This window comes from Streptomyces xingningensis, from assembly GCF_054957865.1.
Genome location: NZ_JBDJPF010000041.1, coordinates 14,152 through 31,409, shown reverse-complemented (window position 1 = coordinate 31,409; position 17,258 = coordinate 14,152). Strand labels below are relative to the sequence as shown.

At 68.7% G+C, this 17,258-nt stretch carries 18 protein-coding genes, 1 pseudogene and 1 riboswitch; of the genes and pseudogenes, 9 read left to right on the top strand and 10 right to left on the bottom strand.

Features of this window, described 5'->3' with window-relative positions:
• Nucleotides 1-14 precede the first annotated feature (14 nt).
• Both ABCR83_RS21085 and ABCR83_RS21080 read left to right on the top strand, forming a co-directional pair.
• Nucleotides 15-488 carry a methylated-DNA--[protein]-cysteine S-methyltransferase gene (locus ABCR83_RS21085; RefSeq protein WP_462696659.1) on the top strand — a complete coding sequence of 158 codons (474 nt, stop codon included), beginning with the start codon at nt 15-17 and terminating at the stop codon, nt 486-488.
• Nucleotides 485-1,690 carry an MFS transporter gene (locus ABCR83_RS21080; protein ID WP_462696658.1) on the top strand — a complete coding sequence of 402 codons (1,206 nt, stop codon included), beginning with the start codon at nt 485-487 and terminating at the stop codon, nt 1,688-1,690. Before ABCR83_RS21085 ends, ABCR83_RS21080 begins: the two co-directional genes overlap by 4 nt.
• A gap of 10 nt (nt 1,691-1,700) precedes the next feature.
• Here ABCR83_RS21080 and ABCR83_RS21075 read toward each other — a convergent pair whose 3' ends face one another.
• The gene (locus tag ABCR83_RS21075; RefSeq protein WP_462696657.1) at nt 1,701-2,576 is read right to left on the bottom strand and encodes a helix-turn-helix domain-containing protein; all 876 of its coding nucleotides are present in this window, start codon (nt 2,574-2,576) and stop codon (nt 1,701-1,703) included.
• Between the two features lie 291 nt (nt 2,577-2,867).
• Between ABCR83_RS21075 and ABCR83_RS21070 the strand changes: the two genes are divergently transcribed.
• Nucleotides 2,868-3,371, top strand: a complete 504-nt coding sequence (locus ABCR83_RS21070; protein WP_462696656.1) for an RICIN domain-containing protein — start codon at nt 2,868-2,870, stop codon at nt 3,369-3,371.
• 45 nt (nt 3,372-3,416) lie between these two features.
• Here the strand turns inward: ABCR83_RS21070 and ABCR83_RS21065 are convergent, their stop codons facing one another.
• From ABCR83_RS21065 to ABCR83_RS21045, 5 genes and pseudogenes are all read right to left on the bottom strand, one after another.
• Nucleotides 3,417-3,803: a nuclear transport factor 2 family protein gene (locus ABCR83_RS21065; RefSeq protein WP_462696655.1), complete on the bottom strand. Its 387-nt coding sequence runs from the start codon at nt 3,801-3,803 to the stop codon at nt 3,417-3,419.
• A gap of 36 nt (nt 3,804-3,839) precedes the next feature.
• Nucleotides 3,840-4,724, bottom strand: a complete 885-nt coding sequence (locus ABCR83_RS21060; protein WP_462696654.1) for a hypothetical protein — start codon at nt 4,722-4,724, stop codon at nt 3,840-3,842.
• An 87-nt stretch (nt 4,725-4,811) separates the two neighbouring features.
• A pseudogene (locus ABCR83_RS21055) lies at nt 4,812-4,988 on the bottom strand (Scr1 family TA system antitoxin-like transcriptional regulator); the annotation flags it as partial.
• A 300-nt stretch (nt 4,989-5,288) separates the two neighbouring features.
• Complete coding sequence (locus ABCR83_RS21050; RefSeq protein ID WP_462696653.1) at nt 5,289-5,990, bottom strand: HAD family hydrolase; 702 nt, start codon at nt 5,988-5,990, stop codon at nt 5,289-5,291.
• Between the two features lie 29 nt (nt 5,991-6,019).
• Nucleotides 6,020-6,520 carry a tetratricopeptide repeat protein gene (locus ABCR83_RS21045; protein ID WP_462696652.1) on the bottom strand — a complete coding sequence of 167 codons (501 nt, stop codon included), beginning with the start codon at nt 6,518-6,520 and terminating at the stop codon, nt 6,020-6,022.
• 254 nt (nt 6,521-6,774) lie between these two features.
• On the opposite strand from ABCR83_RS21045, the gene ABCR83_RS21040 reads away from it, so the two are divergent.
• The 4 genes from ABCR83_RS21040 (at nt 6,775) to mctP (ending at nt 9,416) form a co-directional block, all read left to right on the top strand.
• Nucleotides 6,775-7,104, top strand: coding sequence for a hypothetical protein (locus ABCR83_RS21040; RefSeq protein WP_462696651.1), 330 nt, complete (start codon nt 6,775-6,777; stop codon nt 7,102-7,104).
• Nucleotides 7,101-7,370 carry a hypothetical protein gene (locus ABCR83_RS21035; RefSeq protein ID WP_462696650.1) on the top strand — a complete coding sequence of 90 codons (270 nt, stop codon included), beginning with the start codon at nt 7,101-7,103 and terminating at the stop codon, nt 7,368-7,370. Before ABCR83_RS21040 ends, ABCR83_RS21035 begins: the two co-directional genes overlap by 4 nt.
• A 160-nt stretch (nt 7,371-7,530) precedes the next feature.
• A complete protein-coding gene (locus ABCR83_RS21030) occupies nt 7,531-7,794 on the top strand; it encodes a DUF3311 domain-containing protein (RefSeq protein WP_462696649.1) in 264 nt (87 codons plus the stop codon).
• Complete coding sequence (gene mctP, locus ABCR83_RS21025; protein ID WP_462696648.1) at nt 7,791-9,416, top strand: monocarboxylate uptake permease MctP; 1,626 nt, start codon at nt 7,791-7,793, stop codon at nt 9,414-9,416. The genes ABCR83_RS21030 and mctP overlap by 4 nt, the downstream gene beginning before the upstream one ends.
• Before the next feature lie 40 nt (nt 9,417-9,456).
• On the opposite strand, the gene ABCR83_RS21020 is transcribed toward mctP, so the two are convergent.
• The 4 genes from ABCR83_RS21020 to ABCR83_RS21005 form a co-directional block, all read right to left on the bottom strand.
• Complete coding sequence (locus ABCR83_RS21020; protein WP_462696647.1) at nt 9,457-11,808, bottom strand: MMPL family transporter; 2,352 nt, start codon at nt 11,806-11,808, stop codon at nt 9,457-9,459.
• Between the two features lie 91 nt (nt 11,809-11,899).
• Entirely contained in the window at nt 11,900-12,313 is a 414-nt protein-coding gene (locus ABCR83_RS21015; RefSeq protein WP_462696646.1) for a DNA-binding protein, read from the bottom strand.
• Nucleotides 12,310-12,573 carry a CopG family transcriptional regulator gene (locus ABCR83_RS21010; RefSeq protein ID WP_462696645.1) on the bottom strand — a complete coding sequence of 88 codons (264 nt, stop codon included), beginning with the start codon at nt 12,571-12,573 and terminating at the stop codon, nt 12,310-12,312. Before ABCR83_RS21010 ends, ABCR83_RS21015 begins: the two co-directional genes overlap by 4 nt.
• Before the next feature lie 17 nt (nt 12,574-12,590).
• Nucleotides 12,591-13,286, bottom strand: a complete 696-nt coding sequence (locus tag ABCR83_RS21005) for a PhzF family phenazine biosynthesis protein (RefSeq protein ID WP_462696644.1) — start codon at nt 13,284-13,286, stop codon at nt 12,591-12,593.
• Nucleotides 13,287-13,554: 268 nt separating this feature from the next.
• A riboswitch (adenosylcobalamin-variant (AdoCbl-variant) riboswitch) is annotated at nt 13,555-13,652 on the top strand.
• Between the two features lie 170 nt (nt 13,653-13,822).
• On the opposite strand from ABCR83_RS21005, the gene ABCR83_RS21000 reads away from it, so the two are divergent.
• On the top strand, nt 13,823-16,222 hold the full coding sequence (locus ABCR83_RS21000; protein WP_462696643.1) for a ribonucleoside-diphosphate reductase subunit alpha: 2,400 nt from the start codon (nt 13,823-13,825) through the stop codon (nt 16,220-16,222).
• Nucleotides 16,222-17,235 carry a ribonucleotide-diphosphate reductase subunit beta gene (locus ABCR83_RS20995; RefSeq protein ID WP_462696642.1) on the top strand — a complete coding sequence of 338 codons (1,014 nt, stop codon included), beginning with the start codon at nt 16,222-16,224 and terminating at the stop codon, nt 17,233-17,235. Before ABCR83_RS21000 ends, ABCR83_RS20995 begins: the two co-directional genes overlap by 1 nt.
• Nucleotides 17,236-17,258: the final 23 nt, after the last annotated feature.

The following is a 17,258-nucleotide window of genomic DNA, read 5'->3' as shown; positions in this document are numbered from 1 at the left end:
GGAAGGACCACCCCTTGCACGCCACCACCGTGCCGACCCCGGTCGGCCCGTTCAGCCTGGCCGCCGACGAACACGGCGTCTACGCGGCCGGGTTCACCGACGACCCCGCCCAACTGGAGCTCCCTCCCTGGCCACCCTCCGGTGCCGGTGACACCGACGCCGCGGCGGCCGCGGTACGCGCCTACTTCGCCGGAGAGGTCAGGGCACTCGACTCGGTCCGGATCAACCAGCGGGGGGACGGCTTCCGTTACGCCGCCTGGGAGAACATGCGCCGGATACCGCCCGGCCAGACCCGCAGCTATACGGAGCTGGCCGCCTCGGCGGGCAATCCACGCGCGGCCCGGGCGGCCGGTGCGGCCTGCGCCGGAAACCTGGTACCACTGTTCGTCCCCTGCCACCGGATCGTGCGCTCGGACGGCTCACTGGGCCACTACTACTACGGCCTGGAGATCAAGCGCAGGCTGCTCGAGCACGAGCGCGGCGCATGATGCGGCGCTATGCGGCCGTACTCGGCCGGACGGACTTCCGCCGCCTCTGGCTGGGGGCCACGGTCTCGCTGATCGGCGACGGGATGACCTTTGTCGCGCTGTCCTGGCTGGTCCTCGACCAGCCCCACGGCACCTCCCGGCTGGGGCTGCTCGGCGTGTGCTACACCGCCCCGGTCCTGCTGGGCGGGCTCGCCGTCGGACCCCTGCTGGACCGGTTCGACAAACGGACGGTGCTGATCGCCGACTGTCTGTTCCGCGCGGCAGCCGTGGCCACCATCCCCCTGTCCGCGGCCTTCCACGCCACACCCGCCTGGCTGCCGTTCGCGGTCGCCGGAGTGTACGGAGCGCTCAAGATGGTGCCGCTGGCCGGTTTCCCCTCGGCGATCCCCGCGCTCGTCGAGGAGACCCAACTGGACGCCGCCAACGCCCTGGAGACGCTGAGCTTCAGCCTGGCCGGAGCAATCGGCCCCGCGGCCGCGGGGCTGCTGACCGGCGCGATCGGCGCACCCGCCGTCCTCGCGGTCGACAGTGCCTCCTTCCTGGCCTTTGCGCTCGCCACGGCGCTGGTACGGCAGCCACTGCGCCCCGCCGCCCCGTCCCCCGCGGCCGACCCGGTGTCCTTGCGGAACGTGGGCCGTGACCGGGTGATCGTGGGCACCACGGCGGCCTTCATGGCCTTCAACATCGCCGAGGGCATGCTGCTGGTCACCGCGCCCTGGCTGGCCAGGCACCAGCTCTCCGGCGGAGCCACCACCCTCGGCGTCCTGCTCACCGCCACCGCGGTGGGCGAGTTCACCGGCGGTGCGCTGGCCGGGTCGTTCAGCCCGTCGTCCTGGTCGCCGGTCCGGGCGATCGCCGCGGTGCAGGCCGCGGCCGGCTGCACCTTCCTCGCCCTGCTGGCGGCCCCCCAGGTCCTCGCGGTGGGCGCGGGCTTCTTCCTGGTGGGCCTGCTCAGCGCGCCCCTCACCATCTGGGCGCAGTCACTGCGCATGCGGCGCATTCCCCATGAACTGCACGGCCGCGCCTTTGCATTGCTGCGCACCCTGATGCAGGCGACCCCGCCACTGGGCTCGGCGATCGTCACCCCCATGCTGGCGGCGGGCCATGTCGCACCCATCGCCATCACCATGACGGCGGTCGCCGGGCTGCCCGGCCTGCTGCTGCTCCTGGCTTCACCCGCTCGCCGCCCCGCCCCCGTCTGATGCCCGGTGGTCACCGGGCGAGCAGGATGCTGGTCACCTGCTCGGGCAGGAAGTCCAGGGGATCGTCGTCCGGGCTCCCGGCCGAGCGCGCATCGTGGAACCTGCCCGGGGTGCACCCCACCATCCCCTTGAAGGTGTGGGCGAAATGCGATTGATCGTGAAATCCGGCTCCGGTGGCCGCCAGGGCCCATGGCATGCCGCCCTGCTTCAGCCGTAACGCCGCCTGCAGGCGCAGCACTTGTGCGGCCCCTTTGGGGGTCAGCCCTATCTGCTCACGGAACCGCCGCTCCAGGTGGCGGCGGCTCCAGCCGGTCTCGGCGGCCAGCTCGCCCACCCCCGTCCGGCCACCGGTACGCCGCAACGCGCCCCAGGCCCGGACCACTTCGGGAGCACAGCCGGGCCCCGTACGCAGCCGGGCGGCCAGCTCCCGGTCGAGCAGCGCGAAACGCGACGGCCAGTCGGGGCATTCGGCCAGCCGCTCGATGAGCCGGCCGAAGCCACGGCCCAGCAGGTCGGCGGGGTCCGGAGTCAGCCGGCACCACTCGGTCATGGGAACGGCGAAAATCCGGTAGGCCGCCAATGGCGACAACAGCACCGTGATGCCGTGCAGTTGCCCATGGTGCTGCCCAATGGTCGCCGTGGTGCGCAGCCCATTGACCAGCGAGGTGGCCGAGGCCACGGTGCGCGGTTCCACCGCGTCCACCATGTCGAGCCTTGCTCCAAAGCCCAGCATCGCCTTCACCACCCCATCAGGCACCATCAGCCTGCGCCGCGGCGCCCGTGGCCCGAAGCGAAAGCCCCGATACCCCAGCACGGCACCGCTCAGCTCGGCACTCGGGGCGCTGCAGACCAGCTGCTGGGCGACGGGGCTCATCGTGGCGACCACGAATCCAACCGTACGGTCAATGGAGTTGAGCCCAATAGGGGAACCGGACAATCCGGTATCCCACGGCTTTAGGCATGCTAGATGGACATCCACCCCTTTCGTTCCGACCTCAGGTTGTCATTTTCGGTGGAGAATGAATTGCCGAGAGCAATACTCCTGCCAGTCGGTGCCAAATTTCAGACGCTGCCCCCAAAAGGAAAGAAGAAAAGGGTGTTGACCTTCCCCTGACCCCCTGGTGAACTGTTCGGCGTCAAACACGCGTTGACTCCTAAAACCGAGAGGAAGTCGACAATGAAGCGCGCGTCGAAACTCATCGCCCTGATAGCCGCACCGGCCGCCGCCGCTGCGGTCCTGGCATCACCCGGCACCGGCCAGGCCGCCCCGCGTCTGGTGCATCTGGTCAACGTAGAGAGCCGCAAGTGCCTGGAGATTGAAAACTCCAGCGGAGACAACGGCGCCCGAGCCCAGCAGTGGGACTGCGGCAACCAGGCAGGGTCGTGGTGGTATCTGGAGGACACAGGCAATCTCACACGCATCAGAAACTATGCAAGCGGGAAGTGCCTGGAAATCGCGGATTCCCGCACGGATGACGGGGCTCCGGCCCAGCAGTGGGACTGCGTGGATATCAACACTCAGAAGTGGTACATATTTGACGGGGCCGGTAGCGGGTATCAGTTCAGAAACCAGAACAGCTGGAAAGTTCTTGAGATTTCCAACGGGAGCCACAGCAATGGCGCCCGAGCCCAGCAATGGACGAACGTGTTCCACGACACTCAGCAATGGATCATCCGGTGAACGGCGCCCCGTCGGGTATGTGACAGGGCGCCGAGCTGCAGGCTCTCAGAGGAACTCGAGGCTGCGGCTGGTGAAGAGCCAGGCGCCGTCGGCTTGGCGGGCGAAGCTGTCGTGATAGCGGCCGACCGCGACCAGCTCCCAGAGCCCGTCGGCCAGCTTGTCGTAGATCAACAGGTCACTCACCGCCTCGGCTTCGTCCCCGTACAGTTCAATCGCGATATTGGTGTTCACATGACGGCGCTGCAGTTCAGGCTTGGTCGCCAGGTCCTGGCCGAGCATGAATTCGCGAATGGCGGCATGGCCGGTGCGGCCGGCGATCGAACCATCGGGTGCATAGGTCGCGATGCAGTCCTCGAAGCGACGGTCGTCGAGGGCAAGGTTGTTGCGTGCGATCGTCGTGCGAATCAGTTCATGGTCGGATACGGGCAGCACAATGTCCCCAATCCGGCTGCACCGCAGCCTGGTTAGTCAGTTGGAAAATCCTACCTTCCGGTGCCGATGTGAGGCACCGTCAGGGAATGCTCCTGATGAGCTTCTCCACATGGAGTGGGTCGCAGAGCATGTCCGCCCCGTGCGGTGCCGAAAGGATCCAGTACGCACCCGGCGGCTCCACCCGGTACGGGGGTGAAACTCAAGGTAGTTGCAGTGGCGACCCTCGCCGAGGCGTACGCTGCCGGGCGGTACGAGCACGCTGTACCGGTCCCGTGACCGGGAGACGATCACCGCACTGTCGACGCCAACGGCATGGAAGACGCGCTCGATTGCCGCACGGTCCTTGATGCCCCGGATGTGCCCCACCACGAGCGCTGCGGGCAGGTGGAGGACGTCGAAGTGCACGCCGGTCCGCAGCGTGGCAGCCCCTCCTCTCAGCCAGGCTGCACGGGCAACGGCCGGATGATCCTCCCCCGAGGCCAGCCACTGCGCAGCCCCGGACTCGGCCCGTGCCGCTGCCAATGCAGTGCGCAACAGGCCGGGCGACACCAACAGTTCGGGGTAGCGGCACAGGGGAGGACGGAGCCAGTGAACGGTTCCCTCATCCGCTTCCAGGGTGCCGTTCATGACGACATAGCAGCTCTCCCCGAGCGGAACGGTGCCCGGCTCCGACCACCGGTCGGCGGTCCCGGCCGGGGCGAGGAAGTAGGTGCGGCGCCGGGGTCCAAGAGGGTCACACACGATGGGGCCGGTGCGGCCCTTCGCCAGATACCCGAGGTGCTTCGCTGCGGCGACACCGAGCAGGCCGTCGATGGCGATCGCGTCCCACCAGCGGCCGGCGGCCACGCTGTCGAGGGTCCCCTCGGGCGGGAGCCAGTCGGGACGGACGCGGCGGGGTACGGAGACGGGCCTCGAGTTCATGTGCAGGACGGTACGCAGGGATGTTTCTCGTCACCTCCGGCGTTTCCCATTGTTTCTCACCGTTCCTCACGGGTTTCCCGATGTTGCTTACGCAAGGTCAAGTGACGCCCGCGCACGGGTGATTATCCGGCGAGCCTGACGGCCATACACAGCCGATTCATTCAGCGTCTCCCAGACTCGGTGATACAGAGCGATGTTCTCGGCATCGTCCAGCCAGAGTTCTGCATGCCAGTCCTCGGCGATGACAAGTCGCTCATCGTAGACGAGCTTCAGTGCCTCCTGAACCTCTCGGCGCTCCTCCTCCGTAAGGTCGTCGTCATCGACCTCAGGCAGCGGCGGGAGAGACTCGGCCTCCGCCTCGGCCTCCGCAATCAAGGCATCTACCTGCGCAAACTGTGCTTCGGCGGCTTCCACCTCGGCCATCTGCCGAGTGGCCGCATTGACGAGATAGGCCGAGACGTCCATACCCGCACGCTCTGCGTGGGCACGGATGCGCTCAGCGTGATCACTGTCGAGGCTGATACTGATCCTGGTCTTGGCCACGCCAGAAGTGTATGACGGGTATTACGCCCCGCCAAGGCCAGCAGTCTCCCACCGGGATCCACCCTCGCAGTGACTCAGCAGCCCGGGGAGCTCCCGCATATCGTCGAAGACCACCGTGCCCGGCCCCCGCAGCCGCTCAACCGGTGTCAGTCCCCCACCGCAATACCCGAACGCCCACATGCCCGCGGCCCGGGCCGCCTCGACGCCATATCCGCTGTCCTCGACAACAGCGCACCGTGCCGGATCGGCACCCATGGTGCGGGCCGCATGCAGGAAAAGGTCGGGCTCGGGTTTGCCCTTCGCCACGTCCTGGGCGCTGAAGATGCGGTCCTCGAAGTGGTGGTGGAGTTCGGTGGTACGGAGATTCCGCCGGATTGTGGTGTGGCCGCCGTTCGAAGCGACGCAGATCGGCATGGTGAGCCGTGTCAGCGCTTCGGCGATGCCGTCGACGGGCGTCAATTCGGCGTCGAAGGCTTCCTGGTACAGGTGCTCATACGGCTTCCACCAGTCATCTTCCAGGCTGCGCCCCAGCCGTTCCTCGATGGCCGCCTTGAACACCTCGCCCGAAGACCCCACAAAGCGCTCGATGATCTCTTTTTCGGTGAAGGGGCATCCCAGGTCGGCCAGCATCACGGCATCCACCCGGATGGCTATCGGCTCGCTGTCCACGAGCACGCCATCACAGTCGAATATCACCAGATCAAAGGGTCCGCTTGGGCTCATGGGCGGCAATCTACCTACCGATCGGTGTTTTACCGGCTTTCCGCATCCGCCACCAGCAGCCTCGCGTAATTGCCCAGCGACCGCTGGTAGCGGGGAAGGTGGGGAGCCAGGGCACCGAGCGCCAGTGAGACGGCCTCCCGTTCCCGCCCGGTGTCGACGAGGGCCAGGGCGAGGAAGGCGCGTACGGCGTCGTCCAAGTGGTCCGAACCGGCCGTCATTTCGGCCGTCAGAAGCTCGACGCTTCGCTCCACCTGTCCGACGTTCCGCAGCGAGCTGGCCATCTGAATGATGGCGCGTCGCCTGCGCTCGCCGGTGAGGCCCAGCTCAAGGGCCTGCTGGTAGAGCGGTATGGCCAGGTCGGAGTGGCCGGTCGTATCAAGGGCGGCCGCACGCTCGAAAATGCCGTCGCCATTGGCGGCGGGGGCCTCGGCGGCAAGCCTCTCGATCAGGGCCAGGAAGTCTTCCTCGCCATGCCGGTCGATCGACGCCCAGGCGTCCGCCACCCGTCGTTCCCAGTCCGCTGCGTTCACCGGCCGAGAGTCGCAGTCGGCCGCGGACCCGGTCAAGGCCTTTATGCCGATACCGGGCTTCGGTGACTTGCGTACCGAATCGTAGAACCGACTCCCTGCATGCGGAAACTTTGCCAAGTCTTGTACACGGTAGGCGACTTGGTCGTAGCGTGGGCCTACGGCAGATCGGTGGATCCGATGAGGCGGTGCCTATGTCGTTCGCAGCCGAGTGGGCTCAAGTCAAGTCCGAGGCGGCACAGCGAAGTTCACCCCATATGCAGCTGAACCACGCCGCACCGAAGAGTGGCGGAGACAACGGTGATTACGTGGTCACATCGAGCGACCTGGCCCACGTCGCCCACTGTGCTTACCGACTGCACGGCGGGTTGAAGGCGGCCGGCGGCCATGCGGACAAGAACAGCAAGCAGGCCGGGGCCGAGCTCGCCGGTGACCATCTGTCATCCGGCGCGGCACTCACCAGGCTCGCATCCACCTGGGAATCCCGGGTGAAAACGCTGCAGGAGGCCTGTGCACACATTTTCAATCACTTGATCTACTCCGAGCGGGTGGCCGGAGACAGCGATGAAGAAATCGCCACCAGTTGAAGATCGACGCCATGAACTTCAGTCGCACGCCCTTGAAGTTCAGGAACATCGAGAGAGCCGCGATCGGCGACGACGGAGTGGTGGCCGACGATGGTGTCTTCGTCGTGAATCGCTGTACCTACCGGGGTAGGCAGCAGATCTATATCCTCCAGATCGATGTCTTGGAAGCAAAGGGACAGAAGTCTCTCAAGCTCCGCAACGAACTGACCCACTTCGCCAAGTCATACCTCCCGACCGGCCTCAAGCTGATGGGCTGCGCAGCGTAGGCCGCCGCACGGCAACCGGGCCCGCTCCGGCAGCCCCGCCCGCACCTCCAGCAGGTCGTTGCCATACCGATATCCGGACAGGGGGTGACGCCCGGAGGCACCCTCCCCTAGATTGCGTGCGCATCACGCAAGTGACCGCACACGGGGACGGAGTCACCGCATGTCGGAACCAGAGCCACCGCCAGGCAATCGCAAACCGGTCATGCCCCTGCCGCTGGTGCTCGCGGGCATCTGCCTGGTCATCCCCTTCGGCGCGATGTTGTGGGTGGACTCCTATTCCCGGCTCACGCCCGCCTTCATCGGCATCCCGTTCTTCTACTGGTACCAGATGCTGTGGGTGCTGATCTCCACGCTGCTCACGGTGGTCGCCTACCTGCTGGTGCGGCACCACCAGCGCGCCCGCAAGGGCGGTGAGCGAGGATGAAGCACGACGTCAACGGCGTGGCACTGGCCGTGTTCATCGTCCTGTTCCTGGTCGTCACGGTCATGGGCTTCCTGGCCTCGAAGTGGCGGCGCGCGGAGAATGCGGACAACCTCGATGAATGGGGCCTCGGCGGGCGGTCGTTCGGCACCTGGGTCACCTGGTTCCTGCTCGGCGGCGATCTCTACACCGCGTACACCTTCGTCGCCGTTCCGGCGGCGATCTACGCGGGCGGTGCGGCCGGGTTCTTCGCGGTGCCGTACACCATCCTCTGCTATCCGCTGGTCTTCACCTTCCTGCCCCGCCTGTGGTCGGTGTCCCACAAGCACGGCTATGTGACGTCCTCGGACTTCGTGCGCGGACGGTTCGGGTCCAAGGGGCTGTCGCTGGCGCTGGCGCTCACCGGGATTCTGGCGACCATGCCCTATATCGCGCTCCAACTGGTGGGCATTCAGGCCGTGCTGGATGTGATGGGCGTCGGCGGTGGTGAGAACACCAACTGGTTTGTGAAGGACCTTCCCCTGCTGATCGCCTTCGGCGTGCTGGCGGCCTATACGTACTCCTCCGGGCTGCGGGCTCCCGCGCTGATCGCCTTCGTCAAGGACGCCCTGATCTATATCGTCATCGCGGTGGCGATCATCTACATCCCGATCAAGCTCGGTGGCTTCGGTGACATCTTCGCCAAGGCGGGTCACGCCTACGCGACCGTCGGTCCGTCCGGCAAACCGCGTGGCTCGCTCATCACGGGCCCGGACGCCCAGTGGGCGTATGCGACGCTCGCCCTCGGTTCGGCGATGGCGCTGTTTCTCTATCCGCACTCGGTGACGGCCGTGCTCTCCAGCCGGAGCCGGAACGTCATCCGGCGCAACACCACGATTCTGCCGCTGTATTCGCTGATGCTGGGACTGCTGGCGATGCTCGGCTTTATGGCCATCGCGGCCGGAATCAAGGTGAAGAACGGGCAGTTGGCGATTCCGGAGCTGTTCGCCAAGATGTTCCCGGACTGGTTCACCGGTGTGGCCTTCGCGGCGATCGGCATCGGGGCGCTGGTGCCGGCCGCCATCATGTCGATCGCGGCCGCGAATCTCTTCACCCGCAATATCTACAAGGACTTCCTCCGGCCGGATGCCTCGCCCGCGCACGAGGCCAAGGTGTCCAAGCTGGCCTCGCTGCTGGTGAAGGTCGGGGCGCTGGTGTTCGTCCTCACCATGGACAAGACGGTGGCGATCAACTTCCAGCTGCTGGGCGGTATCTGGATCCTCCAGACCGTGCCCGCGCTGGTGGGCGGGCTCTTCACCCGCTGGTTCCACCGGTGGGCGCTGCTCGCGGGCTGGGCGGTCGGCATGGGTTACGGGACATGGCGGGCGTATGAGACGCCGAGCGCCACCCAGGATCACTTCGGCAACACCAACCTGATCCCGTTCATCGGGGAGAAGGGATACATAGGGCTGACCGCATTTGTGCTGAATGTGGTGACGGTCGTGGTGCTGACGGTCGTCCTCAAGGCGGTCAAGGCCCCCGACGGGGTGGACGAGACCACCGCGGAGGACTACACGGCGGACGCGGGCGAGCCGGGTGTCAGCGCCGGACTCCCGCCCGCCACGGCGGGTGCCGGCGGGCATTGAGTCCGGCCGTGCCGGAGCGGGCGGCACCGGGGGTGGTCGCTCAGCCGGGCCGGTCGCCCCGGCCGACGAGTTCGTCCGCCGTCGCGGACGCGGGCTCCGGGACCCGGCGGGCGGTGCCGCGCCCCGGCGCGGGCCACCAGTTGGCGCTGCCCACCAGGGACATCACGGCGGGCACCAGCAGGGCACGCACCAGGGTGCAGTCGAGCACGACCGCCACCGCGAGGCCGAAGCCGATGAGCTGGAGCATGATGAGGTCGCAGAGGGCGAGGGAGGCCATCACCACGGCGAAGACCAGGGCGGCGGATGTGAAGAGCCGCCCGGTGCGCTGCAGACCGGCGGCGACGGCGAGTTGGGTCGGGGTGCCCCGGCGGTGTTCCTCGAGGATGCGGGAGAGCAGGAAGACCTCGTAGTCCATGGAGAGCCCGAACGCGGTGCAGAACATCACCGCCGGGATGACCACATCCATGGCGGCGGGTCCGTGCATCGGGCCGATCAGCGCCTCCAGCAGGCCCTGTTGGAAGACGGCGACGATGATGCCGAAGGTCGCCGCCAGGCTGAGCGCGTTCAGCAGCACGGCCTTGACCGGCACCAGCACGCTGCGGGTGTAGCCGAACAGCAGCAGGAGGGTGAGCGCCACGGTGAGCAGGACGGCGGTGGGCATCGGGGCGGTCAGGGCGTCCTCGGTGTCGGTGAGGCGGGCGCCGGGGCCACCGACCAGGGCCGGGGCGGGGGCGGGTACCGCCCTCAGCCGCTCGGTCAGTTGGCGGCCGTCGGGGGACAGCGGGGAATCCGTGCTGGGGGTGACGCTCAGCCAGGTCCCGGCCGGGCCGGTGAACTCGCGTGCCGAGGGGCCCGCGTTGGCGGTGAGTTGCCCGCCGCGATAGACGCCGGTGGCGGTCTCCACCTGCCGTACGCCCGGGAGCAGGGACAGGCGGGCGGCGTAGGAGTGCACGGCGGCCTGGTGGTAGCCGGCGCGGAGGTTCGACGGCGCGTCCAGCGGGGGCGGGAGGGCGACATGGACATCGGGCAGCACCACGGCCGCCGCGCCCGTCTCCCCGGGGAAGTCCGTGCGCAGCCGGTGCGAGGCCCGGGCGACCGGCGAGGAGGCCGGCAGGATGCGGTCGTCGTACATGCCGAATCGTGCGTCGAGGCCCGGCGCCGCCAGGACGCCGAGCAGGAGCAGCGTGCCGAGGGCGACCAGCGCGGGTCTCCGGGTCACCCAGATCGCCAGCCGGTACCAGCGGCCTTCGGCCAGCGGGCGAGGGGTGTCGCGGCGCCAACGGGAGAAGATGTCCCAGCGGTTGACCCGCTCCCCCAGCAGCACCAGCAGCGCGGGCAGCACCAGGAACGCCCCGGCGGCCGAGCAGATCGCGACGGCGGCGCCGCCGAGTGCCAGGGAGCGGGTGAGCGGAAGCGGGAAGACCATCAGCGCGCCCAGGGTGGCCGCGACGGTCGTCGCGGAGAAGGCGACGGCACGCCCGGCGGTCCGCATCGTATTGCGGGCCGCGGTGACCGGCGTTGCCCCGGTGGCGAGTTCCTCGCGGTAGCGGCTGACGATGAGCAGGCAGTAGTCGACGGCGAGGCCGAAGCCGAGTGCGGTGGCAATGTTCAGGACGAACATCGACACCGTCATCACCTCGCTGAGCGCGCGCAGCAGGGCGGTCGTGGCGACCACGGCGAAGGCGCCGACCGCGACCGGCAGCAGGGCTGCCACCAGGCTGCCGAAGACCCACAGCAGGATGAGCAGGACCAACGGGGCCACCAGGAGTTCGGCGACCATGGCGCCTTGGGTGCTGAGGCGTTCCATCTCGGAGAAGAGCGCGGTCTCACCGGCGACCGAGATCTTCAGTGGTCCGGCCCGGCCGGTTTCGCGGGTGGTCACCGCCTTGCTCGCGGCGCGAACGGCGCGCTCGTCGCCGTCGAAGCGCACGGCGACGACGGCGCTGTGCCGGTCGTGGCCGCGCAGTTCGGCCGGGTGGTGCGGCCAGTAGCCGCGCACCCAGGCGACCTGCCGGCCGGCGGTGAGACGGGCCGTCAGTTCATGGCCGGCCCGTTCGGCTTCGGGTGCGTCGATGGAGCCCTTGGCGGTGGCGAGCAGCAACAGGTGGGGCTGCCCGGCGGCAAAGCGGTCGGCCAGGAAGGTGTCGGCCCTGGTGGACTCGGCGTGGGCGGGGGTCCAGCCGCCGGGCGCCAGCCGGTCGCCGACCCCGCGGCCGCCGATCGCGGCCGCCAGGGCGACCAGGCACAGCAGGAGGAGGGTGCGCAGGGCGCGGCGGGGCGTGCCATGGAGGGTCCTGCTCAGGGAGGACCGGCGGTACGGGAGGGGCATCACATGGGCGTCCTTCGCGGGGTCGGACGGGGCCAGGAAGCGCGCATTCCGCAGAATAGTCACATAACGTAAAAAAGCGAATACGTTAGGCCATCGGAGCGCGTCGCCGGGCCGAGCTCGGACGCCGGGCCGGGAGCGTCCTCCATCCGCGGAGTCAGATCTTGACGACGGTGATCCGTCCGCCGCAGAGAGCGCTCAGGTCTTCCGGGTCCGAGGTGAGAACGGTGACGGGGCCGGGAGCCGCAAGAACCGTGGCACAAAGCATGGCGTCGATCGCGTACTTGTGCCCGTGCAGCCCCGCATCACCGAGCAGTGCTGTCGCGTGACGGGCGATGGGCTCCGTGACCGGCTCGACGACGATACGGGACAACGCCCATTCCAGAGCCGGGCGTTTGATCCTCGGGTGGACGACCTCGACGATGGTGGCGGCACTTGTGATCACGCGCATGTCGTCCGCGCGCGCCAGGGCGAGCCAGCCGGTGACGTCACGGTCACGCAGCACCGCCTTCGCCAAGCCCTCGCTGTCCAGAGCCAGGGTGCCGCCCGGCACGGCGGGAGAACGCGTCATGCCGCGTCCGTCTCCGAGTGGCGCTGCCGCTCGCGGGCGCGCTGGAGTTGGTCGCGCTTGGCCTGGATCTCTTCTTCGCCGATGGGCCCGTGCTCGGCTTCGGCTACCGAGATGAGCTCGTTGAGGTTGTCGCGCTCGATCTGACGAGCGACCGCAGCGGCAACATAGGCGGACAGCCCCGAGGGGCCGCTGCGGGCGCGGGCGGCTTCCGCGATGTCCCGGGGCATGGTGATCGAGTACTTTTGGGTAGGCTCGCTCATGCTCCTTATGCTACCTCTTACACTCCGACATCCGGCCGGTCAGGCGCGCGTTCTGCATCGCCGACCCGTCCCCCGACCGCCACCAGGCCGTCCCCCTCGAACCGGGTGAGGATCTGCGAGCCGGACCCCTGACGGATGTCCAGCGACCGCCCCAGCTGCGCGGTCAGCACGATCGCCGCGGCGCCCGTCGCCTCGTCCTCCACGATGTCGTCCCCGCGCCGGGGAAAGCCCCGGGCCCGGACGACGCCCCCGGCCTCGTCCAGCCAGGCCCAGGCGTAGAGCCAGCCCTCGCCCGGCGGCGGGGCGGGCAGGGCGTCCACCTCGGCGGCCGTGGCGAACCGTTGGGTACGCCGCCCGGAGGCCCACTCGGCGCGGACGCGGATCCAGGTGACGTCGCCCTCGGCCCAGGCCGGTACCTCACCGGCCGGCGGCCGGAGCACCTGCACGGCGTGGCCGTACCGCTGCCGCAGCAGCCAGGCGGCACCGATCAGCGGGTGCCCGCCGAAGGCGAGACGGGCACTCGGCAGGTAAATGTCCATTTCGCCCCGGTCCGGGTCGTCGATGAACACCGTCTCGCTGAACCCCAGTTGGGCAGCCAGGCGCTGCCGCCCGGCCGGGCCGGGCACGGCGGATCCGTCGTACACCACACCGAGCGGATTGCCGCCCGCGCCCTCCGGGCCGACGAATACCCGCACCACCTCGTGATCGGCCATGGCCCGATTCAACCACCGCGTGACAAGGGTCACGCGCCGGGGACCCGGCGGGCAACCCCCTCGGAAGACGGGTGCGTTGCCCGCCCCCCAGGGCGCCCTTGCAGGCGCCCTGGGGGCCCTGAGGGGCTGTGAGGCCCCCGCGGCACCCACCCCGGCCGCGCCCGCCCAAGCCACCCGCTACGCCCCGCCCATGGGCGCAGTATCGCGTTCCCGGCACTAGATGTGGGGGCGCATGCGATCACCGGCACTAGATGTATGCTCGTCCTCGCTGTCGCCGCAGGGGAATCCGGTGAAAATCCAGAACTGTCCCGCAACGGTGAATGTATGCGCATTTGTGCATGCGGAAGTCCGAGGACCTGCCGACGGCGCGCCCATGTCCGAGCCGCTCCGGCCCGGCCGTCGGGCGTCGAATACGTCCGGGCCTCGCGGGTTGGGCCGAGGGACGCTGCGCGCATGCCGTCAGGCGATCAGGCATGCCCGTATGCGACCGTCGCGCGCACCCGCCCGGCCCCCAGCCGAGCGAGGGAGAGCCACACGTGACCATCGCGCCCGCCGATCCGGTGTCAGGTCCCGTCCCAGCGACGTCGGAAGCGACCGGCGGTCCCGGGACCGCGCTGCTGCGCACCCTGACCGAACTCACCGCCGATCTGCCCGCCACCGACCCCGGCAAGGTCGCGGCCGCCGCGCTGCGCGGCCGGCACCCCGGCTCCGACGAGGCCGAACTCCGGTCGCTGGCCACCGAGGCCGCGGCCGGGCTGATCGCGGAGGAGCCCGAGTACTCCCGGCTCGCCGCCCGGCTGCTCACCCGCGCCATCGCCGAGGAGGCGGCCGGACAGGGGGCGGCCTCCTTCTCCGCCTCGGTCGCGGTCGGGCACCGCGAGGGCCTGATCGCGGACGGGACCGCGGAGTTTGTGCGGACGCACGCCGAGCGACTCGACGGGCTGGTGGATTCCGCGCTGGCCGAAGGCGCCGACGACCGCTTCGGCTACTTCGGGCTGCGCACCCTGCACAGCCGTTACCTGCTCCGGCACCCGATCACCCGCGATGTGATCGAGACCCCGCAGCACTTCCTGCTGCGGGTGGCCTGTGGCCTGGCCGAGGACCACTCGGAGCGGGCACTGGCGGACGTCGCCGAGCTGTACCGGCTGACCAGCACGCTCTCCTATCTGCCCTCCTCCCCCACGCTCTTCAACTCCGGCACCAGGCACCCGCAGATGTCCTCCTGCTATCTGCTGGACTCGCCGCTGGACCAGCTGGACTCGATCTACGACCGCTACCACCAGGTGGCCCGGCTGTCCAAGCACGCGGGCGGCATCGGACTGTCGTACTCCCGCATCCGCTCACGCGGTTCGCTGATCCGGGGCACCAACGGGCACTCCAACGGCATCGTGCCGTTCCTGCGCACACTGGACGCCTCCGTCGCGGCCGTCAACCAGGGGGGCAGGCGCAAGGGCGCGGCCTGTGTCTACCTGGAGACCTGGCACGCGGACCTCGAGGAGTTCCTGGAACTGCGGGACAACACGGGCGAAGAGGCCCGCCGCACCCACAACCTCAACATCGCGCACTGGATCCCGGACGAGTTCATGCGCCGGGTCGAGGCGGACGCCGACTGGTCGCTGTTCTCCCCGGTGGACGCGCCGGACCTGGTCGACCTCTACGGTGCCGAGTTCGACACCGCGTACCGGAAGTACGAGGCCGAGGGCAAGGCCGTCAAGTCCATCCCGGCGCGGGTGCTCTACGCGCGGATGATGCGCACCCTCGCGCAGACCGGCAACGGCTGGATGACCTTCAAGGACGCCGCCAACCGCACCGCCAACCAGACCGCCGAGCCCGGCCGGGTCGTCCACTCGTCCAATCTCTGCACGGAGATCCTCGAGGTGACGGACGACGGCGAGACGGCGGTCTGCAACCTGGGTTCGGTCAACCTCGCCGCGCATCTCGGTGACAGCGGCGAGCTGGACTGGGAGCGGCTGGACCGCACCGTCCGTACCGCCGTGACCTTCCTCGACCGCGTGGTGGACATCAACTACTACCCGACCGAGCAGGCGGGCGCCTCCAACTCCCGCTGGCGGCCGGTCGGTCTGGGCCTGATGGGCCTGCAGGATGTGTTCTTCCGGCTGCGGCTGCCCTTCGACTCGCCCGAGGCGACGGCGCTCTCCACCCGGATCTCCGAGCGCATCATGCTCGCCGCGTACGAGGCCTCCGCCGACCTGGCCGAGCGGCACGGCCCGCACCCGGCCTGGTCCGCGACCCGGACCGCGCGCGGAGTGCTGCACCCCGACCACTACCCCAACGCCGAGCCCCGCTGGGCGGACCGCTGGGCGGCGCTGCGCACCCGGATCGCCTCGGTGGGCATGCGCAACTCGCTGCTGCTGGCGATCGCTCCCACGGCGACCATCGCGTCGATCGCGGGCGTGTACGAGTGCATCGAGCCGCAGGTCTCCAACCTCTTCAAGCGCGAGACGCTCAGCGGCGAGTTCCTCCAGGTCAACACCTACCTGGTGGAGGACCTGAAGAAGCTCGGTGTCTGGGACCGCACCACGCGGGACGCCCTGACGGACGCCAACGGCTCGATCCAGGAGATGAACTGGATCCCGCAGGAGGTGCGCGATCTCTACCGCACCGCCTGGGAGATCCCGCAGCGCGCCCTGATCGACATGGCCGCGGCCCGTACCCCCTACCTGGACCAGAGCCAGTCGCTGAACCTCTTCATGGCCTCGCCCACCATCGGCAAGCTCAGCTCGATGTACGCCTACGCCTGGAAGCAGGGCATCAAGACGACGTACTACCTGCGTTCGCGCCCGGCGACCCGGATCGCCCGCGCGGCCTCGTCAGCCTCCTCCGCCGCCCCCGTCCCCGTCCAGCAGGCCGCGCCCGACGCGGACGCCATCGCCTGCTCCCTTGAGAACCCCGAGTCCTGCGAGGCCTGCCAGTAATGAGTGCCGAGAACAAGAACCTGCTCGACCCCGGCTTCGAGCTGACGCTGCGTCCGATGCGGTACCCGGACTTCTACGACCGCTACCGTGACGCGATCAAGAACACCTGGACCGTGGAGGAGGTCGACCTCCACTCCGACGTGGCCGACCTCGCCAAACTCTCCCCGGGCGAGCAGCACATGATCGGCCGTCTGGTCGCGTTCTTCGCGACGGGCGACTCGATCGTGGCCAACAACCTGGTGCTGACGCTGTACAAGCACATCAACTCCCCCGAGGCGCGGCTGTACTTGTCGCGGCAGCTGTTCGAGGAGGCCGTGCACGTCCAGTTCTATCTGACGCTGCTGGACACCTACCTCCCCGACCCGGACGACCGCGCCGCCGCCTTCGCGGCCGTGGAGAACATCCCGTCCATCCGGGAAAAGGCCCAGTTCTGCTTCAAGTGGATGGATTCGGTAGAGAAGATCGACCGGCTGGAGACCAAGGCCGACCGCCGCCGCTTCCTGCTCAACCTGATCTGCTTCGCGGCGTGCATCGAGGGGCTGTTCTTCTACGGCGCGTTCGCCTATGTCTACTGGTTCCGCTCGCGGGGCCTGCTGCACGGTCTGGCGACCGGCACCAACTGGGTGTTCCGCGACGAGACCATGCACATGAACTTCGCGTTCGAGGTGGTGGACACCGTCCGCCGGGAGGAGCCCGAACTCTTTGACGACGAGCTCCAACAGCAGGTCACCGACATGCTGAAGGAGGCGGTCGAGGCGGAGCTGCAGTTCGGCCGCGACCTGTGCGGGGACGGGCTGCCGGGCATGAACACCGAGTCGATGCGCGAGTATCTGCAGTGCGTGGCCGACCAGCGGCTGCAGCGGCTGGGCTTCGCTCCGGTCTATGGCTCGGAGAACCCGTTCTCCTTCATGGAGCTGCAGAATGTGCAGGAGCTGACCAACTTCTTCGAGCGGCGGGCGTCCGCGTACCAGGTCGCGGTGGAAGGTTCGGTCTCGTTCGACGACGAGTTCTAGCCCGTTCCCTCGCCCCGCCGCCG